Consider the following 23,009-nt stretch of genomic DNA (forward strand, 5'->3'; position numbering starts at 1 on the left):
TCTCAAACGTAGAATTATCTACTGGAGAGATGGCTTTTTTTATGTGAAGATCTGGAAGCTAACTGAGTTCATACCCTTTCAATCGATACAGTTCCAAGGAATGATGGAAATCCAGAATATGCCTGATATAATGGTATGTATGGCTGTGAAGAAGAAGAGGAGTTGCTTATGTATCCCCCAAGATCAGAGCGAAGTGTAAAGAAGAAAAAAGGTAGTAAACGCACCCGCAATACAATCACAATCATCTGGACAGTTAATATTGTATTGATCATTGCAATTGGTCTGGTGGGCATTTTTTATGTCATTAATACACGTCAGCAACAGGCAGACCAGCCGGTGAAACAAGAAATCGTCGATCAGGATCAGCCTTCCATTGGAGACGATGCCAAAGGCGGCGATCAAGTAACTTCTCCAGACTCGGAATCTGATGAGACTTCGGAAGAAGAACCCCAAGCTACGGATGAAGAGACAACAGCGGATGCAGATAAGACATCTGGAGTAGCGACACCTGACACTTCAAGCAATACCAATAGTGAGAAAGTAGAATCCGGAACGAAAAAACCTACGGCAGATTCGACACCGTCCGGCACAAAGGGAAATGCAGGTGCGGATCAGCAATCAGGGACGTCGAAACCTTCCAATTCAGCGAAGGATGTCACGATTAACTTTGTTGGTGATATTCAATTCTCGGGCAAAGTTGCTGAACTGCTGGATAAGAACGGTTATGATTATCCCTTTGCCAAACTCGGCAGATTATTCAAGGATGATGATCTTACCATCGGTAACCTGGAGACACCAATAACTCATGGTGGTACCAGTGCAGCTGACAAAACCTATGTGTACAAATCTTCGCCCAAAGCATTGGCGGCAATGGCCTCTGCGGGTTTTGATGCTGTCAATTTGGCTAACAATCATATTTTGGATCAGGGCGTAGAGGGCTTGGTGGATACGTTAACTTATCTCAAGGAATATGGCATAGCTCACACCGGGGCAGGTATGAACAGGGATGAGGCCTATGCACCAGCATATCTGGAACGCAAAGGCATGAAGATTGCATTGCTTGGGTTCTCCCGAGTTGTACCGGAAACGAGTTGGAAGGCGGAAGGCAATCGGGCTGGCGTGGCTGAAGCCTATGATTCTACAGGAGCAGTCAAAGCGATCCAGGAGGCCCGTAAGAAGGCTGATCTGGTGATCGTGGTTGCACATTGGGGAGAAGAACGTGTAAGTACTCCGAATAGTGACCAGACCCGATTGGCTCATGAGTTTGTAGATGCTGGCGCTGATCTGGTCATAGGTGGTCATCCTCATGTGTTGCAAGGGTTGGAGTACTATAAGGGGAAGTGGATTGCATACAGTACGGGAAATTTCATTTTCTCCAGATCAACAACCGAAGAGACTTGGAAAACGGCGGTATTTCAGGCTCGCTGTAGTCAAGATGCAGCTTGCAGCATGAAAGTTATCCCTTATGAGGCCGGGCTAGGTCAGGCCATTCCAATGATTGATGAGGCGAACAAACTGCTGTTGGAACAGATGGCAAAGCTCTCCCCGGGTATTCGATATGATGGGAATGGAGTCGCTTCGCCTAATTAAAAACCTTTTTGAGGAGGGAATCGAATGAACAACCTTTGTGTAGCACACCGTGGATTTTCTTCTATTGCACCAGAGAATACGATGGCTGCATTCCTGATGGCCATGGAGCGGCCTGAAGTTCAGTGGATGGAGCTGGATGTGCAGTTGTCGCGTGATGGTGTACCAGTGGTCATTCATGATTTTACAGTGGATCGCACGACAAATGGCAAGGGTCTGGTTCGGGAAACTGATTGGGCTGATCTGCAACGTCTGGATGCCGGAGCATGGAAAAACAAGTCTTACAAAGGCGAACGGATTCCGGCGCTGAGTGAATTGTTAGATCGCTCGTGCGGCAGAGTACGTTTGAACATTGAACTGAAAACGCAGGGAGACATGTACCCGGGTCTGCCTGCGGCTGTTATACATGAAGTGAGAAAAAGACATATGCAAAATGATGTTGTGATCACCTCATTTGAACCAGCCGCTCTGATCGAAGTGAAGAAACTTGCACCGGAGATCCAGACAGGGCTGATTATCGATGCACGACCAGGCGATCTGTTAACCGCCCTGCGGCAGATGAATTGTACATTCCTCTCGATTGGATACACCAATGTAGACAAATCCTTAATGAACGAGATGCGGAGTGCAGGCATTCGGGTGATGGCTTGGACAGTGGATGACAAGACCATTATGAAGAAACTGGCGGCGGTTGATCCAGAACTCATGTTATGTACGAACCGTCCTGACGTATGGGAGCTGGCATTTCAGGAGACGAGCAGCCGATTTTTCAGACCTTAACTTTACTATATGCACTAATGAATCCGATAAAGGTGGTAATATACCCATGTTGACTAACATTCGCAATGTATACTGTGTAGGACGCAATTATAAACTTCATGCGGAAGAATTGGGTAACGCGGTTCCGGATGAGCCAATGATCTTTATGAAACCTTCCCATGCAGTCGTGCCCTTGAATGGTGAAACCCTTGGATTGCCTGCTACCAAGGGTGAAGTTCACTATGAAGCTGAACTGGTCGTGCAAATCGGCCGGAGTTATGAGCCAGGTATGGCGGTAGATGAGCTGGTGGATGCGTATGCATTTGGTATTGATTTTACGTTACGTGACGTACAGACCGTGATTAAGAAAAAAGGCCACCCGTGGACAGCGGCCAAAGGGTTCAGAAATTCCGCTCCGGTTACTGCATTTCAGGCATTCCCGGGTGCGGCAGCATTACTGGAGAAAGACTTTACATTGACCAAAAATGGTGAGGAAGTCCAGCGTGGTAATATTCGTAACATGATCTTTAGTTTACAGGATATTGTGGATTATGTAGGTCATCATTACGGCTTGGGGCCGGGCGATGTCATTTTTACAGGAACACCGGAAGGTGTTGGACCAACACAAGCAGGAGATGTGCTCGAACTGGCATGGGACGGCGAATCCTTGGGTGCCTGCACGATTGGGGCAGTGCAATAAGGATTACACATCATACCTGCTTGAAATGAATAGGTTACAAGAAAGGGGCGTGTATACGCTCCTTTTTGCTGTGTTATCGTGGATATAGGTTTATACCTTCATCGTACGGATACGCTACTAATTTACGCCAAGCTGTATGCTGTATTTGCGCTCTGTGTGACCAACTCTTCCAGTTCAGCTTGTTGTGCAGCATGTTGCTCCGAGCTGATACTTCCATTTGAGAGCCGTTCATCCAACTGCTCTCTGAGCTGTCTTACTTGTATAGCAATGACCTCATCCAAATTCCCGTTATTTTCTTCCGTAATTGTCCTCAGTGATTTGCCGCTGTACAGTTCCTGATACAGATCCGCTTCTGAAGCCTGATTCAGAGCGTCGAGCAGCTCATCACTGCTTCCCTCACGAGTGTCCAAGTCAACGATGGACCATTTAGCAGTAGGTATGGGAGAGATGGCGGATTGGCCCCATGCTGTTCCGGCGAAGGACATGGTGACAATCATTGTGCCTATAATAATGACTCTTTTCATATTCATATGGATAATCCTCATTTCTGTAGTTGAGTACGAACTGAATCGTAGCTTGTCGTAGATGTAGTTGTTGATGTTTCGATCTGAGAATAGTGTAAACGGGAAACCTGAAGTGAAACTTAAAACAGGATAAGTAATTTCAAACCAGCGGGTAATGACGGTAAAAGTAGATCTATATTTTAATTCTCACTTGACAGGTTGGGTTAGTTGGTTATATGATAATCTCAATTATTTTAATACTCATTAAATGAACAGTGAACTAATTTGAACTGAAAACTGCATTGAGCTGATTGGACCACCAAAGGCTCCCGGGACTACTCCTCTAAGGAATGTCCTCGGGGGCCTTTTTTTGTATCTTTATTGAAGCTTCAAACGATCAGGGAGGTTATGAAATGAGTGATAGAGACTGGGAAGCGTTGGAGCGGACGGATTGGTTATTTCGCAAAATGGTCAGACGATTTGTCAAAGAGCGGGATCGCATCTCTGTAGAAGGTATCAGCCTGCCAGGCATGCTTATCCTGCACAAAATCATTCGTGAGGGAGAACAGCGGCTTGGAGATCTGGCAGAACAGTTGGACTTTACATCCGGTGCCATTACTGCTCTAACCGATAAGTTGGAAAAAAAGGGACTCACCATCCGCAGACGAAAGGAAGACGATCGCCGGACGGTTTTACTGGACATCACATCCAGCGGTCGGGAGATGTATGCGAGAAACAGCAATATAGGTGCCCGATGTATCACGCTTCTGTTTGAGGGTTTTACGAGTGAGGAACTGGAGCAGCAAAGTCAATTCTATGAGCGGGTAGTAGCGAATCTGGAGGGGTTCTCGGATACGGTGCTGGAATTGGCGGAGAGCAACGGGATACAAGAACATGATCGGTCCTCCGCAAGTGACCTTGAGCAGAAGCAACGGGAAAATACCGGGAAGAGGAACTATCTCAGTTATTGAGGTTGGGTCAAAGTAACGACATTTGATATACCACAAACATTCTAGGGGAGAGATGATCAATGGGACACTCAACAATATATCCAACTGGAGCGACGTTATACAATCCGGATAAGGCTTGGGGCGGTTATACCGTTTATCAGGCAGGTGAAGAAGGCGTAGTATTGATCGATATGAATGGCAAGGAGGTTCACCTGTGGAAAGGATTGTTAGGTTTTCCGGCCAAAATATTACCTGGCGGCTACGTGCTGGGCAGCACGGGTCGGAGAGATCCGAAGTTCGGTATTCAGGACAATGTCGATTTGGTCCAAGTGGATTGGGACGGCAACATTGTATGGAAATACAATAGCTACGAACACATCGAAGATCCGGGGTATGAGCCGCTATGGTATGCCCGCCAGCATCATGATTATCAGCGTGAAGGGAATCCGGTAGGTTATTATGCACCTGGCCTTGCGCCAAAGACGAAGAGTGGTAGAACACTTATTCTGGCACACAAAAATGTGAGTAACTCGCAAATTTCAGATAAGCCATTGCTTGATGATGCCATTATCGAAGTCGATTGGGAGGGGAAGGTACTCTGGGAGTGGCTGCCTAACGAACATTTTGAAGAATTAGGTTTTGATGAAGCTGCTCGAAATGTCCTGTTCCGTGATCCGAATACACGTTCTTTCGGTCATCTGGGTGGTGGTGTTGGTGACTGGTTACATATTAATTCTGCTTCTTATGTCGGACCCAACCGTTTCTATGAGGAAGGAGACGAACGGTTCCACCCCGACAATATTATCTGGGATGCCAGAGAGGCCAACATTATCGCCATTACAGACAGACAGAGCGGAAAGATCGTGTGGAGATTAGGGCCAGACTATACTTCACCTGAAGCGAAACACATCGGCATAATTATCGGGCAGCATCATGCACATATCATTCCCCAAGGTCTACCGGGAGAAGGGAACTTGCTCGTATTCGACAATGGCGGCTGGGCAGGTTACGGCCTCCCAAATTCGGCTTCTCCATTTGGATTGAAACATGCGATTCGGGATCACTCGCGTGTACTGGAGATTAACCCGGTCACCCTGGAGATTGTCTGGCAGTATACATCGGCAGAAGCAGGTTTCTCGGTTCCGACGGATTCTTATAAATTTTATAGCCCATACATCAGTTCCGCCCAGCGTTTACCTAACGGCAACACCCTAATAACCGAGGGTTCCAATGGCAGATTGTTCGAAGTGACAGCGGAGCATGAGCTGGTCTGGGAGTATGTCTCCCCGTACACAGATGGGCGGAATACCAATATGGTCTATCGCTCATATCGAGTTCCTTATCAGTGGGTTCCACAGTTGGAGAAACCGCAGGAAGTTGCCATCGAAGCCATTGATGTCTCCACCTACAGGGTCCCGGGAGCAGCACCCAAAGGTTCTGCATCCATCGTGAGCGTAGAGACAACTCTTCCATTTGTGGAGGGTGCAGCCTGTGTGGCAACGTCGGATGAAGGCAAGTCAGGCGGTTAAGCGTCAAGAATCATGACTAGATCGAATGGGGTGTATATTGTGAGAAAACCATCCATAGTAACTGGCATATTGATATTATTTCTGGCAACGGCACTCCTATTATCCGGATGCAGTTCAAACGCAGCAGGATCTGGAGCAAAAGACGCTACCGGCAAGAATACCGATAATGTAAAAATTCGAATCGCAGATACAAGTACGAACCCAACGTTCAGGGTAGCCATTGCCAAAGGTTTTTTTGAAAACCGGGGCATTGATGCAGAGAGTATTACGTTTGGCTCACCGGCTGAAGGTGTAAATGCACTATTTATCAAACAGGTAGATATTGCGTACGGGGCGGACTTCCCTGTATTAAATGCTTTGTCTAAAGGGGAATATTCAGTCATCGCTTCTGCAGGTCAGACTACGGATGAAGCGGCAGCCGCCTGGAAGCTGTATGCAAGGGAGGATATTCAGAATGGAGCGGATTTGAAGGGCAAGAAAGTAAGTTTCATTCGAGGCACATTTATTCCATATCTATGGGATGAATATTTGAAAGATCAGGGGGTGGCGCTGAGTGATGTGACGCAAATTGGTCAGGGGGCTTTTGATGAAGCCTACATCGCACTGAAACAGGGAGACCTTGATGCCGCTTGGGTTATAGGTTCCGCGTTAACCGATAAATTCGATGCACTCGAAGGAGTACATCAGCTGACGGATATGTCTCAGACCCCTATACGCCTTGGTATGGGATTGGTATCGAGTAATGAATTCATCCAGGCAAACCCTGAAAAGATAAGTGACTTCCTTGCGGCGCTGGATGAAGCATCCACGTATGCTCAAGCGCATCCTGAAGAAGTTGCCGATCTGATGTATCAAGAGACCAAACAGCCTAAAGATGCCACGTTGAAAGACCTTCCGATCAATCCATGGGGAGTTGGATTTACGCAGGCTGCTTATGATAGTTTGGCAGGTCAGAAGCAATATATGGTGGACACCGGAATCATCGAACAGGATTTTGATCTCAACACCAAACTCGATCTGACTTCTCTCCAGCAGGCTCTGCCGGATAAAGTGACATTTAGTAAATAATTCTTATTGAAATGGGAGGTGTCCGTTATGTCCTTACCTGCAACTCAGCACACCATTCATATTGAACAGCTGCGGAAAACGTATCATGCCCCGACCAATGGGGATGTGCATTATATCATTAAGGATGTCGATCTGGTTATCAAGGGAGGAGAGTTCTTTGTCCTGCTTGGTCCCAGTGGGTGTGGGAAGTCAACGTTGCTGAATATGATCGCGGGTTTTATCTCCAAGTCAGGCGGACAGCTCAAGGTAGACAACAAGGAGATCGACAGACCAGGCAGGGATCGGGCGATGGTGTTCCAGCAGGCGGATTCTTCTCTCTTTCCATGGTTAACTGTGAGGGAGAATGTTGAATTCGGACTTCGAATGTCCAAGGTGCCTAAGACACAACGGCGTGAAATCTCTGATCGATACATCCAGCTTGTTGGACTGAGTGCTCATGAGGGCAAATTTCCGAAAGAACTCTCGGGTGGCATGAAGCAGCGGGTTCAATTGGCCCGGGTACTTGCCAATGACTCGGCGATCTTGCTGATGGATGAGCCATTCGGTGCGCTGGACGCGATGACGAGACGGACCATGCAGAAGGAACTGGTGAATATCTGGAAAGAAACCCATAAAACCGTTATCTTTGTCACACACGATATTCAGGAGGCGTTATTGCTTGGTGAGCGCATAGGCATTATGTCCGTAGGTCCATCTTCAAATATAACGGATATATACAATAACAACTTACCTTATCCGAGGAACATCGCCTCGTCTGAGTTCAACACCCTGTATGACCGAATTCAAGGCCACTTTGAAGAATAATTGAGGTGATATACAAGATGAAATGGTTGGAGAAAAAATGGGTGTCTATCCCGCTTCTATGGGTAACGGTCATCTTAATCTGGCAGCTTGGTGCCCTTATCTATGGGCCTGACGTAATCCCTGGTCCGTGGCATACGATCCTGGGAGCACGCGAACTTATTGCTGACGGTACGCTGATGGAGTATATCGGAATCAGCTTCACTCGTGTACTGGCGGGGTGGGTACTCGGAAGCATCATTGCTATTCCGGTAGGGCTGATTATTGGCAAAGTTCATCTCATCCGGCTGTTCGCGGAACCGTTCCTTAACTTTATACGTTTTATCCCGCCGATCGCCTTTATTACCTTATTTCTGGTGTGGTTCGGAATTGGTGAGCAATCCAAGATCGCGCTCATTATGTATGCAACCTTCTTCATTGTTGTATTGAATACACTGACAGGTGTACTCTCCGTTGAAGAAGATAAAATCCGGTCGGCCCGCAGTATGGGAGCCAATGAACGGCAGATTCTGCTGCATGTGATTGTTCCGGCGACAACCCCGTATATCTTCACAGGTGTGCGACTGGCGATGGGAACCTCGTATATGGCCATAATCGGTGCTGAGATGATTGCCTCCAATGAGGGAGTGGGTTACTTAATCTGGAACTCCAGACTCTTTTTCCGAACAGATTGGATCTTTGTCGGACTGATTTCCCTGGGTTTTATGGGATTCCTGACGGATCGATTGTTCAACTGGTTTGGTCGCAGAATACTCTACCGATATGGAGTCATTGGAGGAGCGAAGCGGGTCTGAAACAGAACCTGGGAACACCGAATTCCAGACGTTACTTGAAGAGGGAAGTTATCTTATTTTAACGTTTGATCAATAACCTGTTTTGGCACTTCTACACGAGGTCAAAACGGGTTTTTTATGTGCTGGCGTAAGGAGTTTCGGCATTGGGATCAAACCGTGGTATAATTGAATTTCAAAAATACAATAAACGTCATGCGGGCTGTACATACGCTGCATGCAGGAGACATTATGGATTGGATTATTGGCGCCGTATGCGCTTCTATGGTGGCAGGTGCTGCCTATGCGAAAAAGTCGCTAACCTTGTCTGGCTGCCTGGCAGCCATCATGATGGGAACGATATATTACGGAGCGGGTAACCTGTTCTGGTTTGGCACGTTATTGTTGTTTTTCATTACTTCAACGTTGCTCTCCAGGTTTCGTAAAGATCGGAAGCAGGAGCTGGAGAAATCCTATGCCAAGTCAGGAAATCGGGATGCCGGACAAGTGATGGCTAATGGTGGAATGGGTATGTTCCTATGTCTGGGATACTGGATATTTCCACATCCGGCATGGGTGTATGCTTTCATTGGTGTAATGGCTACCGTTACATCGGATACATGGGCAACCGAAATTGGGAGTCTCAGTCGCAAGCCGCCGCGCTCTGTTCTCACGTGGAAGGTACTTACGCCAGGTGCTTCAGGAGGTGTCTCACTTCTTGGCACCGTGGCTGCAGCCGTAGGCGGGGGTCTGATTGGTGCGGGAGCATTCTTGTTTTCCTGGATCGCCGGGATAGAAGGGCTTAGTCTGTTTAGTTGGACTTTTGTCGGTCTTGCAGGCGGGTTGGCAGGTGCTTTTGCCGATTCCTATCTGGGCGCAACGGTGCAGATGATGTATCGTTGTACTGTGTGTGGCCGTGAAGTTGAGGTACATGAACATTGCGGGCATCCAACGGTTCGGGCTCGTGGCTGGGCATGGATGAGTAACGACCTGGTGAACGTGCTTAGCTCGGTGATCGGCGGATGTGTGGCGATTGGTTTAGGTAACATTTTGGCGTTGTAAGGGGGAGTACATTTGAGCACTGTACAGGGAGACAAATCGGAGGCTATTTTGGATGCGGCCTATGGTATTTTTGGCTCGAAAGGTTTTTATGAGACCAAAATGTCTGATATTGCAGACGAAGCCGGCATCGCAAAAGGCACCATTTATTTATATTTCAAAAGCAAGGAACAATTATTTATCGCAGTATCCAAGCGGGATTGTAACAGTTTTATCAGCCGTCTTGAATATGCTTTGAACTCGTATGAGAACACAGGTGATAAACTTGGAGCAATAGCCAAGACCCACCTTACGTATTATTATGAGCGTCGCAATCATACCAAGCTCTTTTTTATGGCACCCAATAATGATCCGGATCTGATGAAATTCATGAAGGCATTCATGAATCAATACATGAGTATGGTGTGTGAGGTATTGGAAAGTGCAAGTGTACCTGAGCCTGTATTGCTCGCTGAAGCATATATCGGAATTCTGGACCGGCTGAAGATGGATATTATGTTGAATCCGGAGTTTAATGAGGAACATCTGAACAAACGAATTGCTTTTGCAGCAGCATTGTTTCTGGATGGATGCCGTTCTTTTTTACAAGTTTAAAGTAAGTGCGCGGATGTACGTAATATTGAATTTTAATTTACAGAGAAGTGGGTACGAGCAATGAACATAATGACGGTAGAGCAAATTGCAAAAAGTTATGGCGAAAAAATATTGTTCAAGGATGCTTCATTTGGCATGGCTGATCAGGACAAGATTGGTGTCGTTGGGGTAAATGGAACCGGTAAATCCACGTTTTTGCGTGTGATATCTGGTATGGAACCTGCAGACGCGGGACAGATCTCGATCGGTAATGACGTACGTATTCAGTTCCTGGCGCAAAATCCGGACTTCAATCCGGATAATACGGTACTGCAACAAGTATTCGAAGGTGACAGCATGGAAATGAAAACCGTGCGTGAATATACGGAAACGATGGAATTATTGGAACTGAATTCGTCCGATCCAGCGTTGCAAGAGCGATTATTACGTTTGAATCAGCAAATGGAGCAGCTTCAGCTCTGGCAGATGGAGAGTGAAGCGAAGAGCATTTTGTCCAAATTGGGTATTCGTCAATTCGATGCACTGATGGGCACATTGTCTGGTGGACAACGCAAAAGGGTAGCACTTGCTGCTGCACTGATTCATCCTTGCGAACTGCTCATTCTGGATGAGCCGACGAACCATATTGATAATGATTCGGTCGTTTGGTTGGAGCAGTACTTGCAGAAGCGCCGCGGCGCACTGCTTATGATTACGCATGATCGGTATTTCCTGGATCGTGTGGCGAATGTCATGTTGGAATTGGATCATGGACGTTTGTTCCGATACGAAGCGAACTATACACGTTTCCTGGAACTGAAGGCGGAGCGCGAAGAACGGGAAGCTTCTTCGGAACAGAAGCGTAAGAACTTGCTTCGGACAGAGCTTGCGTGGATTCGTCGCGGTGCCAAGGCACGGACAACGAAACAAAAAGCGAGAATTGATCGCTTCGAACAACTTAAAGACCAGCAAGGAGTCCAGCGCTCGGGTTCATTGGAAGTATCCGTTGGCTCCACTCGTTTGGGTAAAAAGATTCTGGAGATCGAGCATCTTTCCAAATCCGTGGGTGGGCGCACGCTGATCGAAGATCTGAGTTATATTGCCGTACCTGGAGATCGGGTAGGGATTGTCGGACCGAACGGTAGTGGTAAGTCCACGTTGCTTCAGATGATATCTGGCAAGCTGGAACCTGATGCAGGTGTGGTTGACGTTGGTCCTACGGTCAATCTGGGTTATTTCACACAGGAACATCAGGAGATGGACGAATCTCTTCGTGTGATTGAGTATATCAAGGAAGTGGCCGAGAATGTGAAAACAGCTGATGGCTCTCTGATTACAGCATCCCAGATGCTGGAGCGGTTCCTGTTTACTCCGGCATCCCAGTGGACGCCAATCTCCCGTCTTTCTGGTGGAGAGAAGCGTCGTCTGTATCTGCTGCGTGTGCTGATGGCTGCTCCGAATGTATTGCTGCTGGATGAGCCGACGAATGATCTGGACATCCAGACACTCGCTGTACTTGAAGACTATCTGGACGATTTTCCGGGTGTTGTTTTTGTGGTATCCCATGATCGCTATTTCCTTGATCGTACTGTCGATAAAGTTTTGTCTTTTGAGGGCAACGGTGCAGTACGTGTACACGTTGGCGACTACAGTGAGTATGCGGAATGGATGCTGAAAAATGCACCTGGAGTTACTCAGGAAAGTGATACAGGAGCGGTGAAGGTGAAGCAGTCATCGGAGAAAACGACTCCTGCTGTGTCAGTGGCTAAACCGAAGTTGAAATTCAGCTTCAAGGAGCAACGTGAATACGACCAGATTGATGAAAATATTGAGAAGGCTGAAGCCAATCTTGTCCGGATTAACAAAGAGATGGAAGAGTCGTTTAGTGATTCTGCCCGTCTGCAGGAGTTGATGACGGAGCAGGTTGAGGCTGAACGTCATCTGGATGAATTGATGGAACGCTGGACCGTTCTGAATGAACTTGCAGAGCAGATTGAACAGAGCAAGTCTTAATTTATAACTAAACATCGCCCTTTTTTCCTTCGTGACATTATGTCGCATAGGAGGAGAGGGTGTTTTTTGTCTGCAAATTTGCGCATTAAAGTGAAACGTTCTGTATGTTCATAACGTTTTATAAGTAAAGAATTCCATAGAAGGGAGAGAACACCACACTTATGTATAAGGAAATTAATGAACAATTGGCAGTGCTCAAGGAAAAGGGGAGAATTTACGAGAAATGGACCAAACGTCTGGAGAAGCTTCAAACGGAGGAAAGCGAATGGGAAGCAAAGGTAAAAAGTCGTCTGGAGCATCTCCAGAAGGAGCAGAAGGACGTTGATCGACTGAACAGTATGACATTGTCGGCATTTTTCTATCAACTGATTGGCAAGAAGACAGAACGTCTGGAGAAGGAAGAGCTGGAACTCATGGAGAGCAAGGCTGCATACGACACCGCTTGTCGCATGTTACAAGACGTACAGGAGCAACGAATTCATGTGGAGCAGGAGTTGGAGGGCGGGCGGCAGTATCAGTACTGGCAGAGCGACTACAACGCGCTGTGGGGGAAGAAGGAAGGTCGTCTGCTGGACCAAGATGCGGAATTGCAACACATGGCTGAGAATCGGGAACATCTGGCGAGTGAGCTTCAGGAACTGGATGAAGCTTTCCGGGAGGGGGAATACCTGCTCTATGCCCTTGAACGTGCCGAGAAGGCTTTGGCTTCGGCAGGCAATTGGGGTGTATATGACATGATGGGCGGTGGGGTGATCTCCACACATATCAAGCGAGGACGAATGGATGACGCTCAGGTCGCTATCATGGATGCAGGTAAGCGTCTACGACGTTTTCAGAAGGAACTGGAGGATGTAGAGATGGCTGTACACGCGGATCTGCATCTGGGAGGTCTGCTTTCATTCGCAGACTATTTCTTCGATAACCTCTTCGTAGATTGGATGGTTCAGGACAAAATTCGCAAAGCCGAACGTCAGGTGAAGGATGGACTGAGTGCCGTTCGGAAAACCATGCATGTGTTAAGAAATGAAATGCGTGACCATAAGGCAGAGTTAGAGATATTGGATCGTAAATATCATGCATATGTGGAACAGGCAGAAGATTAAGAGATATGACAACAAAGGCCCCTTCCAAGCACACCGAATTGTGTGTTTGGAAGGGGCCTTCTGCTTAGACGAACATGTGGATGTTATCCATGATAATTTCGTCGATCAATGATTCTGTTTTACTTGGTTGTAATGTAGGATGCGAGCAATCGTGCCGTATTCAGGACAGCATCCTTATGCGTACGCTCCATGGAATGAGATGCGTGAACTCCAGGACCGATCAGTGCTGCTCGGATATTATTTCCTCCGCGTAATGCTGCACTGCCATCTGAGCCATAGTGGGGATAAATGTCGACGACGTAATCCATTCCATCTTGTTTGGCCAGTTCAATGAGACGGCTGGTCATATCGTAGTCATACGGGCCAGAAGAATCTTTGGCACATATGGAAACGTCGGTTTCTTTACAGCTCAGGTCATCACCCATAGCTCCCATGTCTACAGCGATCATTTCACTGATTTCCGCAGGGATATATGATGCGCCATGTCCAACTTCTTCATAGTTCGAGATAAGCAGAGAGACGTTATGTAATGGTTTCCAGCCTTCACGATGTGCAGACTCAAGGATGCCAAAGAGGGCAGCCACGCTGGCTTTGTCGTCCAGATGACGTGATTTGATATAACCACTCGGCGTGATGACTGCGCGAGCATCAAAGGAGATAAAGTCGCCGACAGAGATCCCGAGTTTCAACACATCTTCCTTGGAGGAGACGACCTCATCGATTCGAACTTCCATATGGCTCTCGGACCGTTCAAAGGTACGTGCATCCGGATAAACGTGGACAGATGGATGAAGGGAGAGAATGGTGCCTGTGTATGTCTTTCCATCCCGAGTATGGATGCTGCAATATTCGTTTTCAATACTTTGCATCGAAAAGCCACCGACAGAGGTAAGCTTCAATGTTCCATAGGATGTAACCGAGCGTACCATGGCCCCTAACGTATCCACGTGGGCGCTTAAAGCGATTGTCTTGGAAGAGTCCTGTCCAGGCAATGTAAGCACCGCACCGCCCTTGTTATTCAGCTCACAGGCGATGCCCAGTGCGGCTGCTTCCTTCCGGATCATCTCGATAATATGATGTGTGTAACCACTTGGGCTTGGTGTGTCCAGCAATTTTTTCAGAAAAGACAAAACGTATGATTCATCAATTGTAAAACTCATTGTGTAATTTCCTCCTCGGATCATGGGTATGGTGTGAAACAAAATACAGCCTGTCTGGGGGGGAGAATGTGATACTACCATTCCTGACTCGCCAGCAGGCTGTCTCTGATTGGTTACAGTGTTCCCGTAGGGTTTCCTTTGCGCTGACTCTGGATCGAATCATTCTCCAATAGGCTGTCGGATTCATTTGAGTCAAGCGAATCCATCGATTTGAAAGAATCCAACGTAGATTTGCTTGTCGCGGAACTTTCCAATTCAGTTACACGCAATTTCAATTGCTTGTTCTCGCGTTGCAGTCTGTATTGGCGATAGATGCCATATGACCCTACAATAATTCCACCGATCAGGGTACAGCCGAGAATCAGCAAGATCAGCGGGATTTGTACCGTGTTAAATAACAGGTTGACTTGTACGGAATCCACATTAATAACCGCAAAGATTCCCGTGAGCAGTGCAAAAACAAGACCTGCTATGAGTGCCCATTGCATTTTCATGGTGTTGCCTCCTTGTTGAACAATTGAGAACTAGATATGCATTACCCATATTCGGGTATGTTGCATCTTGCAATGATGATAAAATCCCCTGCCCAAACGGGCAAGGGATGCAGGTCACATGGAAAGACAACCTTATTTGGTTAGTTGCTCCATCTGTTCAATCAGTTCCTTGAAGACACTCATAGCTTCACGAATTGGCTGTGGTGTAGACATATCCACACCTGCTTTTTTCAGAATGTTGATGGAGTAATCACTGCCACCACTCTTCAGGAAGCCAAGATAACGGTCAACAGCCGGTTGGCCTTCTTCCAGGATTTGCTTGGAAAAGCTTGTTGCTGCGGAGAAGCCTGTAGCATATTTGTAAACGTAAAAGCTGTTATAGAAGTGGGGAATACGAGCCCATTCCATTTCAATTTCTTTGTCAACAGCCATGCCTTCTCCGTGATATTTAACGTTCAGATCATAATAGATCTCGGATAACAATTGTGGTGTTAATGCGTCACCTTGTTCCGCACGTTCATGAATGATTTTCTCGAATTCAGCAAACATGGTCTGACGGAATACCGTTGTACGGAATTGGTCGGCATAATAGGTCAACAGATACAATTTTTCCTTTGGATCTGTTGATTTGTTAAGCAGATAATCCATCAGCAACGCTTCGTTGGTTGTGGATGCAACCTCAGCCAGGAAGATGGTGTACTGTGCATCACGATACGGAAGTGTTGTATCCGAGTAATGTGAATGCAGAGCGTGACCCATTTCATGTGCGAGTGTGAACATGCTGTTCAGGTTATCTTTGTGATTCAACAAGACATACGGGTGAGTGCCGTAAGCGCCCCAGGCATATGCGCCTGAACGTTTATTTTCATTCTCATAAATATCGATCCAGCGGTTATCATATCCAGTCTGCAATGCGTCAGCATAGTCCTTGCCGAGTGGTTTCAGACCGTCTTTAACCGTTTGTTTCGCTTCCTCATAGGTAATATCCATTTTGTATTCGTCTACGAGTGGAGCGAACAGATCGTACATGTGCAATTGATCCACACCCAGCAACTTTTTGCGCAGGTCCATATAACGATGCAATAACGGAAGGCTCTCGTGAATGGTGTCTACCAGATTGGTATACACATCCGTTGGGATGTTATCTCCATATAGGGACATTTCCATCACGGAAGGGTACTTCCGAACATTAGCATAGAACATATTTTTGGTTACATTTGCATTCAGGGCAGCCGCAATTGTGTTCTTCTGTTTGGCATACGTTTCGTATACCGCTTTGAAGGCACGTTCGCGAACTTCACGGTTAGGGTTCTCCAGGAACTGAATGTAGCTGCCGTGTGTCAGCTCAACTTCGTTACCATGTTCATCTTTGATTCTTGGGAACTTGAGATCGGCGTTATTCAACATGCTGAAGATTGTCTGTGGTGCTTGTGAAAGGTTGCCTACCTGTGCAAGCAAAGCCTCTTCTGCTTGGCTAAGAACGTGGGCTTTTTCGCGTTTCATCTCTTCCAGCGTAAATGTGTAAGCAGAAAGTTTTTCGTTTGCAATAAATGCGTCCAACTGATCATCCGGCAGGGAAAGAATCTCCGGTGTGACAAAAGAAAGTGCTTCACCAACCCGTACGCCTAATTTCTGGGCTTTTTGGGACAGGTTTTGATATGTAGGATTCGCTGTGTCTTCATCTTGATGCATACGTGCGTACACAAAGAGGCGTTCTATTTTGAGGCTGATCTCATCTTCGAATTCGAAGCAAGATTTGAGTACATCAGGTTGATTCAGTTTGCCTTGGAATTCGGAGGCCTTCTTGGTCAAAGACGATACTTCTTCATATTCTTGATCCCAGGCTTTCTGATCGGCAAATAAATCTTCCAGTTTCCAGCTATGTTCAGCCGGCACCTCGGAACGTTTCAATAATTGACTCATGGAAATCCTCCTTTGATGATCTGATGAATGTATGGACGAAGCTGCCTTCGTCTCGCTTGCCTGTGCGGAGAGAGACGAAGGAATCAGACTAAGTACCAGGATAACAGATAGCGATTTCTGGTATTTCAACGGCCTTCCTCCTTACGATACGAATAATCTCGTATAGTATGACCTTAGGCACGTTGAAATATTTGAGCATCTGGGTCCCCGTGATTAGGCTCCCATGTTATACAGAAAATAAACGATCAGGAAAAAGGCGAAACAAATGAGCAGGGTAGCAATAAGCGCCATTCCCCGTCTTAATCGATCCGGGATGGAATTGCGTCCCAGAATAAGCACAATACCAAGGGAGAAGGCAAGGATAATAAAGATGACGACATTGCTTGAGTCAAGCTGCATGGGTTAGACCCCTTTGAAGGCAGCCATCAATTGACGCCATTCATCCTCACGGTTCTCAAAATCTGCTTTTGGGAAACGGCGTTCAGCCCAGTGCATTAATGCAGGACGGCTAAGGAATGTATGGCATTCTTCGCCCCACTCTTCCGAAATTTCTCGCAGTACGAGATATTTGCCTTGAACTTCTACGGTCATCATATTCCACTTGTCTGTTTTGTATATTTCATGTTTTTTTATCATAGGTAGTCTCCAAACTAACGGTTTTGGTAAAATGATACCGTACCCTACGATTCAAAGCAAATTTTTTCGACATTTATGGAAAGTTAAATTGCAAAATGGAAGCCCATACAGTATAATAAGGGTATTCGCCATAGATGGCGATATTTTTAGGAGGTTTTTCATTTGAAAGGTACAGTTAAATGGTTTAACGCAGAAAAAGGCTATGGCTTTATTTCAGTTGAAGGCGGCGAGGACGTATTCGTACATTTCTCCGCAATCCAAGGAGATGGCTTCAAAACATTGGAAGAAGGTCAAGCGGTAGAATTCGAAATCACTGATGGAAACCGTGGTCCTCAAGCAGCTAACGTAAACAAACTGTAAGAATTTATCCGGCTAACGGACTTCTTATATATTATAAATTTATAGCTGAATATTAAGAACCTAAGCACAGTCCCCCATGGGAGGCTGTGCTTTTTTTGATTCTAAAATTTTCAGTGTATATAACGGTTGAATACGATGTAAGTTTCCCTGTGTGTTCACGAGACACGGTTGGTCATGCTGGACCATAACTTCAATCCGAAACCGATTAGTGCAGCCAGGGAGAAAGCCATAGCGGTGAGATAGAAGGTTTGTCTGCCTGCATGTTCCAGCAGCAGTCCGCCCAACGTTCCACTAAGAAGTCCCGAAGCACTGGACCAGACAATGGTGAACAAAGCCATACCTGTAGCTCTGTAGCCGTCCGGAACTAGGCGAATGATGTAGCGGACCGCCGTAACGTAGAAAATACCAAAGGTAACACTGTGCATCGTCTGAATTGCAACAACGGCTGCAGGTGTATCGGATATGGACATGAGAAGCAAACGAACCGTATACATCAGTGCAGCAAAAGCAATTAGCGGCAGTTCTTTATAACGGTTTCCATACTTGCTGAGCAGTAGAAATATGGGGATTTCACTTACGGAAGAGATCAGCAAAGACCAGCCGATCAGCCCCTCGCTGGCACCCAGATCTTTTAGCGTGATGGTAAGAAATGCTTCGTTCATGCGATGTCCCATGGCAAGCAAAAATACACAGCCAAAAAAGGTGAGCACATCTCTGCGTTTCAAAATAGCCCATAACCCCGATAGATCCATTTTGCTACTGCTTCCCGAAGGTTGATCCTTCAGTTGAAAACTGATCAATAGTGTAGTTGCAGCAAGACCAACGCAGACCCAAATCGTCCATGCTGGACCAAAAGATCCAAGGAAATACCCGATACTTAATGCAAAGAAGGCATAACCGATCGATCCGAAGACTCGAATGGAAGTGAAATTTCGGCCGTACTTGCTGGCCGTTGTAATAGCCATCGTATCGGAGAGTGGATAGACCGGATAATAGAAAAAGTAAAACAGGGTCACGAGTACAAATACCTGACCGAAAGTTGTTGCATTGGCGAGCATGATTCCTGTGATCAATTGACCACCAAGCAGAATGATCATCACTTTGCGTACCGTTTGGTAGCGGTCGCTGGCCATGCTCCAGAACATATTGGAGAACACAGAGATGAGGGGGCCAATTCCGTAGAGATATCCAATCTCAGCCCGACTGAAGCCCAGATGACTGAAGTAAAGCTGGAAGTAGGATACCACCAGAACGGTGGAACCAAAGATGGTGAACATGAGAGCCCGCAACCAGTTCTGATCCGGGCGGGCGTTGTGACTTAATTTCATGATGAGAGACTCCAATCTTGATAACAATTCAATGATTTTATTACCCTTTCAGGGATGTTGATTTATTGGCTTTCGGCACGGACATCGTAGGTTCTTGCTTCGTGCGCCGGATGACAAGCCAGACAATGATGAGTTCGGCGAGCAGGCCAAGGGATTGGGCAACAGCGCCAATCATGCCGTTCCACGCAGGGAAGATACTAACCAGTATAAGCAGCACAATTACCGTGCAGATTGCATTCGCCGTTTGCGAACGAAACATCGTTTTTGTCTGACCGCGAAGCAGAATGAGGCCATTGCTGAAATCCAGAAAAGGGAAGATCAGCGGAAATAAGACGAACGCACGCAGCGTCCACAGACTTTGTTGCAAAAGTTCGCCCTGAACGCTCATGACATTCTCGAGTACCCATGGTCCCAAGGGGGTATAGGCAATCGACACCATCATCGCAAACGGAATAAATCCGGTGACAAGTGCGAATTTTCGTACCAGTTTGGCGTCCACAAGGTAGAAATTCAGCACGATCTGATGGATGTATGTAAAGAAGCTTAGCATCAACTGCATCAGACTGCTTGCTATGGCAAAGGATGAAATGGCTAGTGTGATCCCGGTCGTTTTGCCAAGTACGATGTTAATAACCGGTCCTATGAACAGCGCTACAAAGCTGGATAAAAGCAGTGGCTTATAAAAGCGAAATACGTCTCCCTTGCTCTCGACGGGATGATCCTCAAGCTTGGCTGGCATCTTGCGCTTGATGCTGTTACCCTCCAGAAAGCTGACAAGCGCTTCAATCATCATGCCAGCAGCAAAAATGATAGCGCCTACACGTCCACTGTCAATGCTGTCTGTGTATATGAAATAGAGGGATAGGCCGTACATTCCGGCTAAACGGAATACCATCCCGATGGTTAACCACTTGGTGCGGTTATTCGTAATGATGATCCCCTGATAGATGTTGCGGATCACTGAAAAGATACTTACATACATGAGAATTTCATATACGTCGATGACTTTGTTCAGCAAATCCGGACTTACACCAAACAAGTATTTGAACACCCCGGTACCAACGGGAGAGTATACGATAAGAAACCCAATGAGAAGCACACAGGCAAGAAATATTTTGGTCACAAACGTGAGGGCCTGAAAGGAAAGGCGATCGCGAACCAGTGCGGAACAGGTTTGCCGCAGCAGGGTGGAGGGGCGTTCCGTGAGGGTTAACAAGCTACCGGCGATGGCATAGCTGGCAATAACCGTCTCGGGATGAGCGGAACGTGCTAATGTGCTGTTTATGATGACGTGAGAAATGGTGACGAGAGAGGCGGAAATGCCAAGTGGCACAAAAAAAGAAAATAACCGTCTCCACGAAAGTGATTCACTTGACGACATGTCAACGACTCCTTTGATGGATGAAATATGCCTAGTATATCACAAAGCTTTGGGCGCGGATGCGATTTTTTATGCGGAATATGCGGCAGATCATTTGTACAATTAAGGGGATCATATTATAATAGGAATGGTTAAAAATCGCTCTAATACGTATTCAACCAAGTGGAGGCACATTTATTTTGAGCCAATCAAATCGAAAACGTCATCAATATCCGCGTGGACCGTTGGCATTGATGAGAGGGGTGTACAAATACACCATTCCGGAAACACGGAAGGCACTGAATGGATGGCGTGCTCAAGCTGAGGCGATTCCGAATGAGGAGTTGCGTACACAGGCACTTGCCAGTCTGAAGGATAAACAGTTTCACTGTGAAGGCGGAACCGTCTACGCATTGGCTGATTTGCCCAACAGACACATTCTGATTCCGCTGATCGTTTCATATCAAACTATTAGTGATTATTTGGACAATCTGTGCGACCGCAGCACGTCGATGGACCCGGATGACTTTCGTCTTCTCCATCAATCCATGCTTGATGCGGTAGATCCCGAAGCAATTCCCGTCAATTATTATGCCCTCCGTGAGGAGCAGGATGACGGTGGATATCTGCGGAATCTGGTGACCACATGTCAGGAACTGACCCGTCAGTTACCAGGCTATACGTCCGCCAAGCCCCAAATTCAGGATCTGGCAGGCCTATACACGGACCTGCAGGTATATAAGCATATCAAGCCGGAACTGAGAGAAACGGCACTGCTCGAATGGTGGTCGGAGCATCGTCATCGCACACCTCAGTTTCGTTGGAACGAATTTGCTGCTGCAACTGGCTCTACACTGGGCGTTTTCATGCTGTTTCTGGCTGCGAGTGACGATCAGTTGACTGAAGAGCAAGCGGCCTCGATCCACACGGCCTATTTCCCACATGTATGCGCATTGCACATTATGCTCGATTATTTAATTGATCAGGATGAGGACCGCATCGGGGGAGATCTCAACTTCTGCAACTATTATGAGAATGTAGAGACAATGCTGGACCGAATTGCTTTTATTGTGGAGATGGCACGCAGCGATGTGCAGAAGATTCCGGGTAGCTCCTTTCACCGGATGATCATCGAAGGACTGATTGCCATTTACCTGTCTGATCCCAAAGTCAGCGAACAACAGGAAGTTCGCGTTGTATCCAAACGTCTGCTGAAAAATAGTCCGATCACAAGAATATTTTTCTTCATTTTCAGTCGCTGGATACGGAAAAATATGTAAGTCAGGTGTGATATTGCGGAGCCTGAAGTGAAACTAGAGGAGGAAGAAACATCATGACAGCAGTAAAGAAAATCGCAGTATTAACGAGCGGTGGTGATTCACAGGGGATGAACGCAGCTGTTCGTGCGGTTGTTCGCAGCGGACTGTTTCACGGTCTCGAAGTATTTGGAGTTCAACGTGGATACCAGGGTCTTTTGAATAATGACATTTTCCCAATGGATTTGCGGAGTGTAGGGGATATCATCCAACGTGGGGGAACGGTTCTTCAATCGGCACGTTGCAAGGAGTTCTACACCGCTGAAGGTCAGCAAAAAGGTGCGGACATTCTGCGTGCGCGTGGCATTGACGGTCTGGTTGTGATCGGTGGGGATGGTTCCTACAACGGAGCAAACAAACTCAGCAAGCTGGGCATTAACACCATGGGTCTGCCAGGAACGATTGATAACGATGTTTCATTCACCGACTATACCATCGGATTTGATACAGCTGTAAGCATAGTAGTTGATGCAGTAAACAAATTGCGTGATACGATGTCTTCACACGAACGTTCTTCCATCGTTGAAGTTATGGGTCGTCACTGTGGAGATATCGCTCTGCATGCCGGACTTGCTTCGGGTGCTGAAACGATTCTTGTCCCAGAAGTTCCGTTTGACATGGACGAAGTAGCAGATCGGATGAAAGCTAACTTTGCACACGGCAAACGTCACAGTATTATCATCGTTGCAGAAGGCGTAGGCAAAGGTGAGGATGTAGCAAAAGAACTGATGGAACGTTGCCCAACGTATGAGCCACGTGTAACCGTTCTAGGTCACATTCAGCGTGGGGGTACGCCAACACCTTTCGACCGTAACCTGGCAAGCCGTCTTGGCGACTTCGCTGTTCGCAGTCTGATTGCAGGCGAGACAGACAAAGGTTGTGGCATTACCAAGGGTGAACTTACCCTGACAGATATTGATAAAGTGGTTAACACAAAAAAAGATTTCGATATGGTGACTTACGAGCTTGCACAACGTTTGTCCCAATAATTCGATTCATACGCAAAGAGCACAATCC

General features: G+C 46.8%; 23 protein-coding genes. 15 read left to right on the plus strand and 8 right to left on the minus strand.

Annotated features, from left to right (window positions below; translation table 11 throughout):
- Positions 1-168 precede the first annotated feature (168 nt).
- From PAEAM_RS24405 to PAEAM_RS24415, 3 genes are read left to right on the plus strand one after another with little or no spacing between them, the layout of a single operon-like run.
- The gene (locus tag PAEAM_RS24405) at positions 169-1,590 is read left to right on the plus strand and encodes a CapA family protein (protein WP_100529291.1); all 1,422 of its coding nucleotides are present in this window, start codon (positions 169-171) and stop codon (positions 1,588-1,590) included.
- A gap of 24 nt (positions 1,591-1,614) precedes the next feature.
- Positions 1,615-2,367: a glycerophosphodiester phosphodiesterase gene (locus PAEAM_RS24410; RefSeq protein WP_047842367.1), complete on the plus strand. Its 753-nt coding sequence runs from the start codon at positions 1,615-1,617 to the stop codon at positions 2,365-2,367.
- Positions 2,368-2,413: 46 nt separating this feature from the next.
- A complete protein-coding gene (locus PAEAM_RS24415; RefSeq protein ID WP_100529292.1) occupies positions 2,414-3,046 on the plus strand; it encodes a fumarylacetoacetate hydrolase family protein in 633 nt (210 codons plus the stop codon).
- A 122-nt stretch (positions 3,047-3,168) separates the two neighbouring features.
- Here PAEAM_RS24415 and PAEAM_RS24420 read toward each other — a convergent pair whose 3' ends face one another.
- Positions 3,169-3,576, minus strand: a complete 408-nt coding sequence (locus PAEAM_RS24420; protein WP_100529293.1) for a hypothetical protein — start codon at positions 3,574-3,576, stop codon at positions 3,169-3,171.
- 386 nt (positions 3,577-3,962) lie between these two features.
- Here PAEAM_RS24420 and PAEAM_RS24425 point away from each other — a divergent pair, with 386 nt between their 5' ends.
- The 9 genes from PAEAM_RS24425 (at position 3,963) to PAEAM_RS24465 (ending at position 13,415) form a co-directional block, all read left to right on the plus strand.
- Positions 3,963-4,520 carry a MarR family winged helix-turn-helix transcriptional regulator gene (locus tag PAEAM_RS24425; protein ID WP_074094440.1) on the plus strand — a complete coding sequence of 186 codons (558 nt, stop codon included), beginning with the start codon at positions 3,963-3,965 and terminating at the stop codon, positions 4,518-4,520.
- A 59-nt stretch (positions 4,521-4,579) separates the two neighbouring features.
- Positions 4,580-6,028 carry an aryl-sulfate sulfotransferase gene (locus PAEAM_RS24430; protein ID WP_100529294.1) on the plus strand — a complete coding sequence of 483 codons (1,449 nt, stop codon included), beginning with the start codon at positions 4,580-4,582 and terminating at the stop codon, positions 6,026-6,028.
- Between the two features lie 12 nt (positions 6,029-6,040).
- On the plus strand, positions 6,041-7,096 hold the full coding sequence (locus PAEAM_RS24435) for an ABC transporter substrate-binding protein (RefSeq protein WP_100529295.1): 1,056 nt from the start codon (positions 6,041-6,043) through the stop codon (positions 7,094-7,096).
- A gap of 27 nt (positions 7,097-7,123) precedes the next feature.
- Complete coding sequence (locus tag PAEAM_RS24440; protein WP_100529296.1) at positions 7,124-7,900, plus strand: ABC transporter ATP-binding protein; 777 nt, start codon at positions 7,124-7,126, stop codon at positions 7,898-7,900.
- Between the two features lie 17 nt (positions 7,901-7,917).
- Positions 7,918-8,691: an ABC transporter permease gene (locus tag PAEAM_RS24445; RefSeq protein WP_100529297.1), complete on the plus strand. Its 774-nt coding sequence runs from the start codon at positions 7,918-7,920 to the stop codon at positions 8,689-8,691.
- A gap of 228 nt (positions 8,692-8,919) precedes the next feature.
- The gene (locus PAEAM_RS24450; protein ID WP_076326951.1) at positions 8,920-9,729 is read left to right on the plus strand and encodes a DUF92 domain-containing protein; all 810 of its coding nucleotides are present in this window, start codon (positions 8,920-8,922) and stop codon (positions 9,727-9,729) included.
- A 12-nt stretch (positions 9,730-9,741) separates the two neighbouring features.
- Positions 9,742-10,320 carry a TetR/AcrR family transcriptional regulator gene (locus PAEAM_RS24455; protein WP_036609680.1) on the plus strand — a complete coding sequence of 193 codons (579 nt, stop codon included), beginning with the start codon at positions 9,742-9,744 and terminating at the stop codon, positions 10,318-10,320.
- Between the two features lie 60 nt (positions 10,321-10,380).
- Complete coding sequence (locus PAEAM_RS24460) at positions 10,381-12,312, plus strand: ABC-F family ATP-binding cassette domain-containing protein (RefSeq protein WP_100529298.1); 1,932 nt, start codon at positions 10,381-10,383, stop codon at positions 12,310-12,312.
- 161 nt (positions 12,313-12,473) lie between these two features.
- The gene (locus tag PAEAM_RS24465) at positions 12,474-13,415 is read left to right on the plus strand and encodes a hypothetical protein (RefSeq protein WP_100529299.1); all 942 of its coding nucleotides are present in this window, start codon (positions 12,474-12,476) and stop codon (positions 13,413-13,415) included.
- A gap of 119 nt (positions 13,416-13,534) precedes the next feature.
- On the opposite strand, the gene PAEAM_RS24470 is transcribed toward PAEAM_RS24465, so the two are convergent.
- The 5 genes from PAEAM_RS24470 to PAEAM_RS24490 form a co-directional block, all read right to left on the minus strand.
- Positions 13,535-14,575, minus strand: a complete 1,041-nt coding sequence (locus PAEAM_RS24470; protein ID WP_100529300.1) for a M42 family metallopeptidase — start codon at positions 14,573-14,575, stop codon at positions 13,535-13,537.
- A gap of 113 nt (positions 14,576-14,688) precedes the next feature.
- Positions 14,689-15,069, minus strand: a complete 381-nt coding sequence (locus PAEAM_RS24475) for a LapA family protein (protein WP_100529301.1) — start codon at positions 15,067-15,069, stop codon at positions 14,689-14,691.
- Between the two features lie 132 nt (positions 15,070-15,201).
- Positions 15,202-16,992, minus strand: coding sequence for an oligoendopeptidase F (gene pepF, locus PAEAM_RS24480; RefSeq protein WP_036609671.1), 1,791 nt, complete (start codon positions 16,990-16,992; stop codon positions 15,202-15,204).
- Positions 16,993-17,205: 213 nt separating this feature from the next.
- Positions 17,206-17,391, minus strand: a complete 186-nt coding sequence (locus tag PAEAM_RS24485) for a hypothetical protein (RefSeq protein WP_036609669.1) — start codon at positions 17,389-17,391, stop codon at positions 17,206-17,208.
- A gap of 3 nt (positions 17,392-17,394) precedes the next feature.
- Positions 17,395-17,628 carry a hypothetical protein gene (locus tag PAEAM_RS24490; protein ID WP_017689395.1) on the minus strand — a complete coding sequence of 78 codons (234 nt, stop codon included), beginning with the start codon at positions 17,626-17,628 and terminating at the stop codon, positions 17,395-17,397.
- 162 nt (positions 17,629-17,790) lie between these two features.
- On the opposite strand from PAEAM_RS24490, the gene PAEAM_RS24495 reads away from it, so the two are divergent.
- Positions 17,791-17,988, plus strand: coding sequence for a cold shock domain-containing protein (locus tag PAEAM_RS24495; RefSeq protein WP_017689394.1), 198 nt, complete (start codon positions 17,791-17,793; stop codon positions 17,986-17,988).
- A 155-nt stretch (positions 17,989-18,143) separates the two neighbouring features.
- Here PAEAM_RS24495 and PAEAM_RS24500 read toward each other — a convergent pair whose 3' ends face one another.
- Positions 18,144-19,316: an MFS transporter gene (locus PAEAM_RS24500; RefSeq protein WP_074094449.1), complete on the minus strand. Its 1,173-nt coding sequence runs from the start codon at positions 19,314-19,316 to the stop codon at positions 18,144-18,146.
- A 40-nt stretch (positions 19,317-19,356) separates the two neighbouring features.
- Positions 19,357-20,697 carry a polysaccharide biosynthesis protein gene (locus tag PAEAM_RS24505; RefSeq protein ID WP_100529302.1) on the minus strand — a complete coding sequence of 447 codons (1,341 nt, stop codon included), beginning with the start codon at positions 20,695-20,697 and terminating at the stop codon, positions 19,357-19,359.
- A gap of 179 nt (positions 20,698-20,876) precedes the next feature.
- On the opposite strand from PAEAM_RS24505, the gene PAEAM_RS24510 reads away from it, so the two are divergent.
- Both PAEAM_RS24510 and pfkA read left to right on the plus strand, forming a co-directional pair.
- Positions 20,877-21,956 (plus strand): tetraprenyl-beta-curcumene synthase family protein, encoded by a 1,080-nt coding sequence (locus PAEAM_RS24510; protein ID WP_017689390.1) that lies wholly within the window; start codon positions 20,877-20,879, stop codon positions 21,954-21,956.
- Between the two features lie 53 nt (positions 21,957-22,009).
- Positions 22,010-22,981: a 6-phosphofructokinase gene (gene pfkA / locus PAEAM_RS24515; protein WP_100529303.1), complete on the plus strand. Its 972-nt coding sequence runs from the start codon at positions 22,010-22,012 to the stop codon at positions 22,979-22,981.
- The last annotated feature ends 28 nt before the right edge of the window (positions 22,982-23,009 follow it).

Source organism: Paenibacillus sp. GM1FR (genome assembly GCF_002803315.1).
GTDB classification, from domain to species: domain Bacteria; phylum Bacillota; class Bacilli; order Paenibacillales; family Paenibacillaceae; genus Paenibacillus; species Paenibacillus amylolyticus.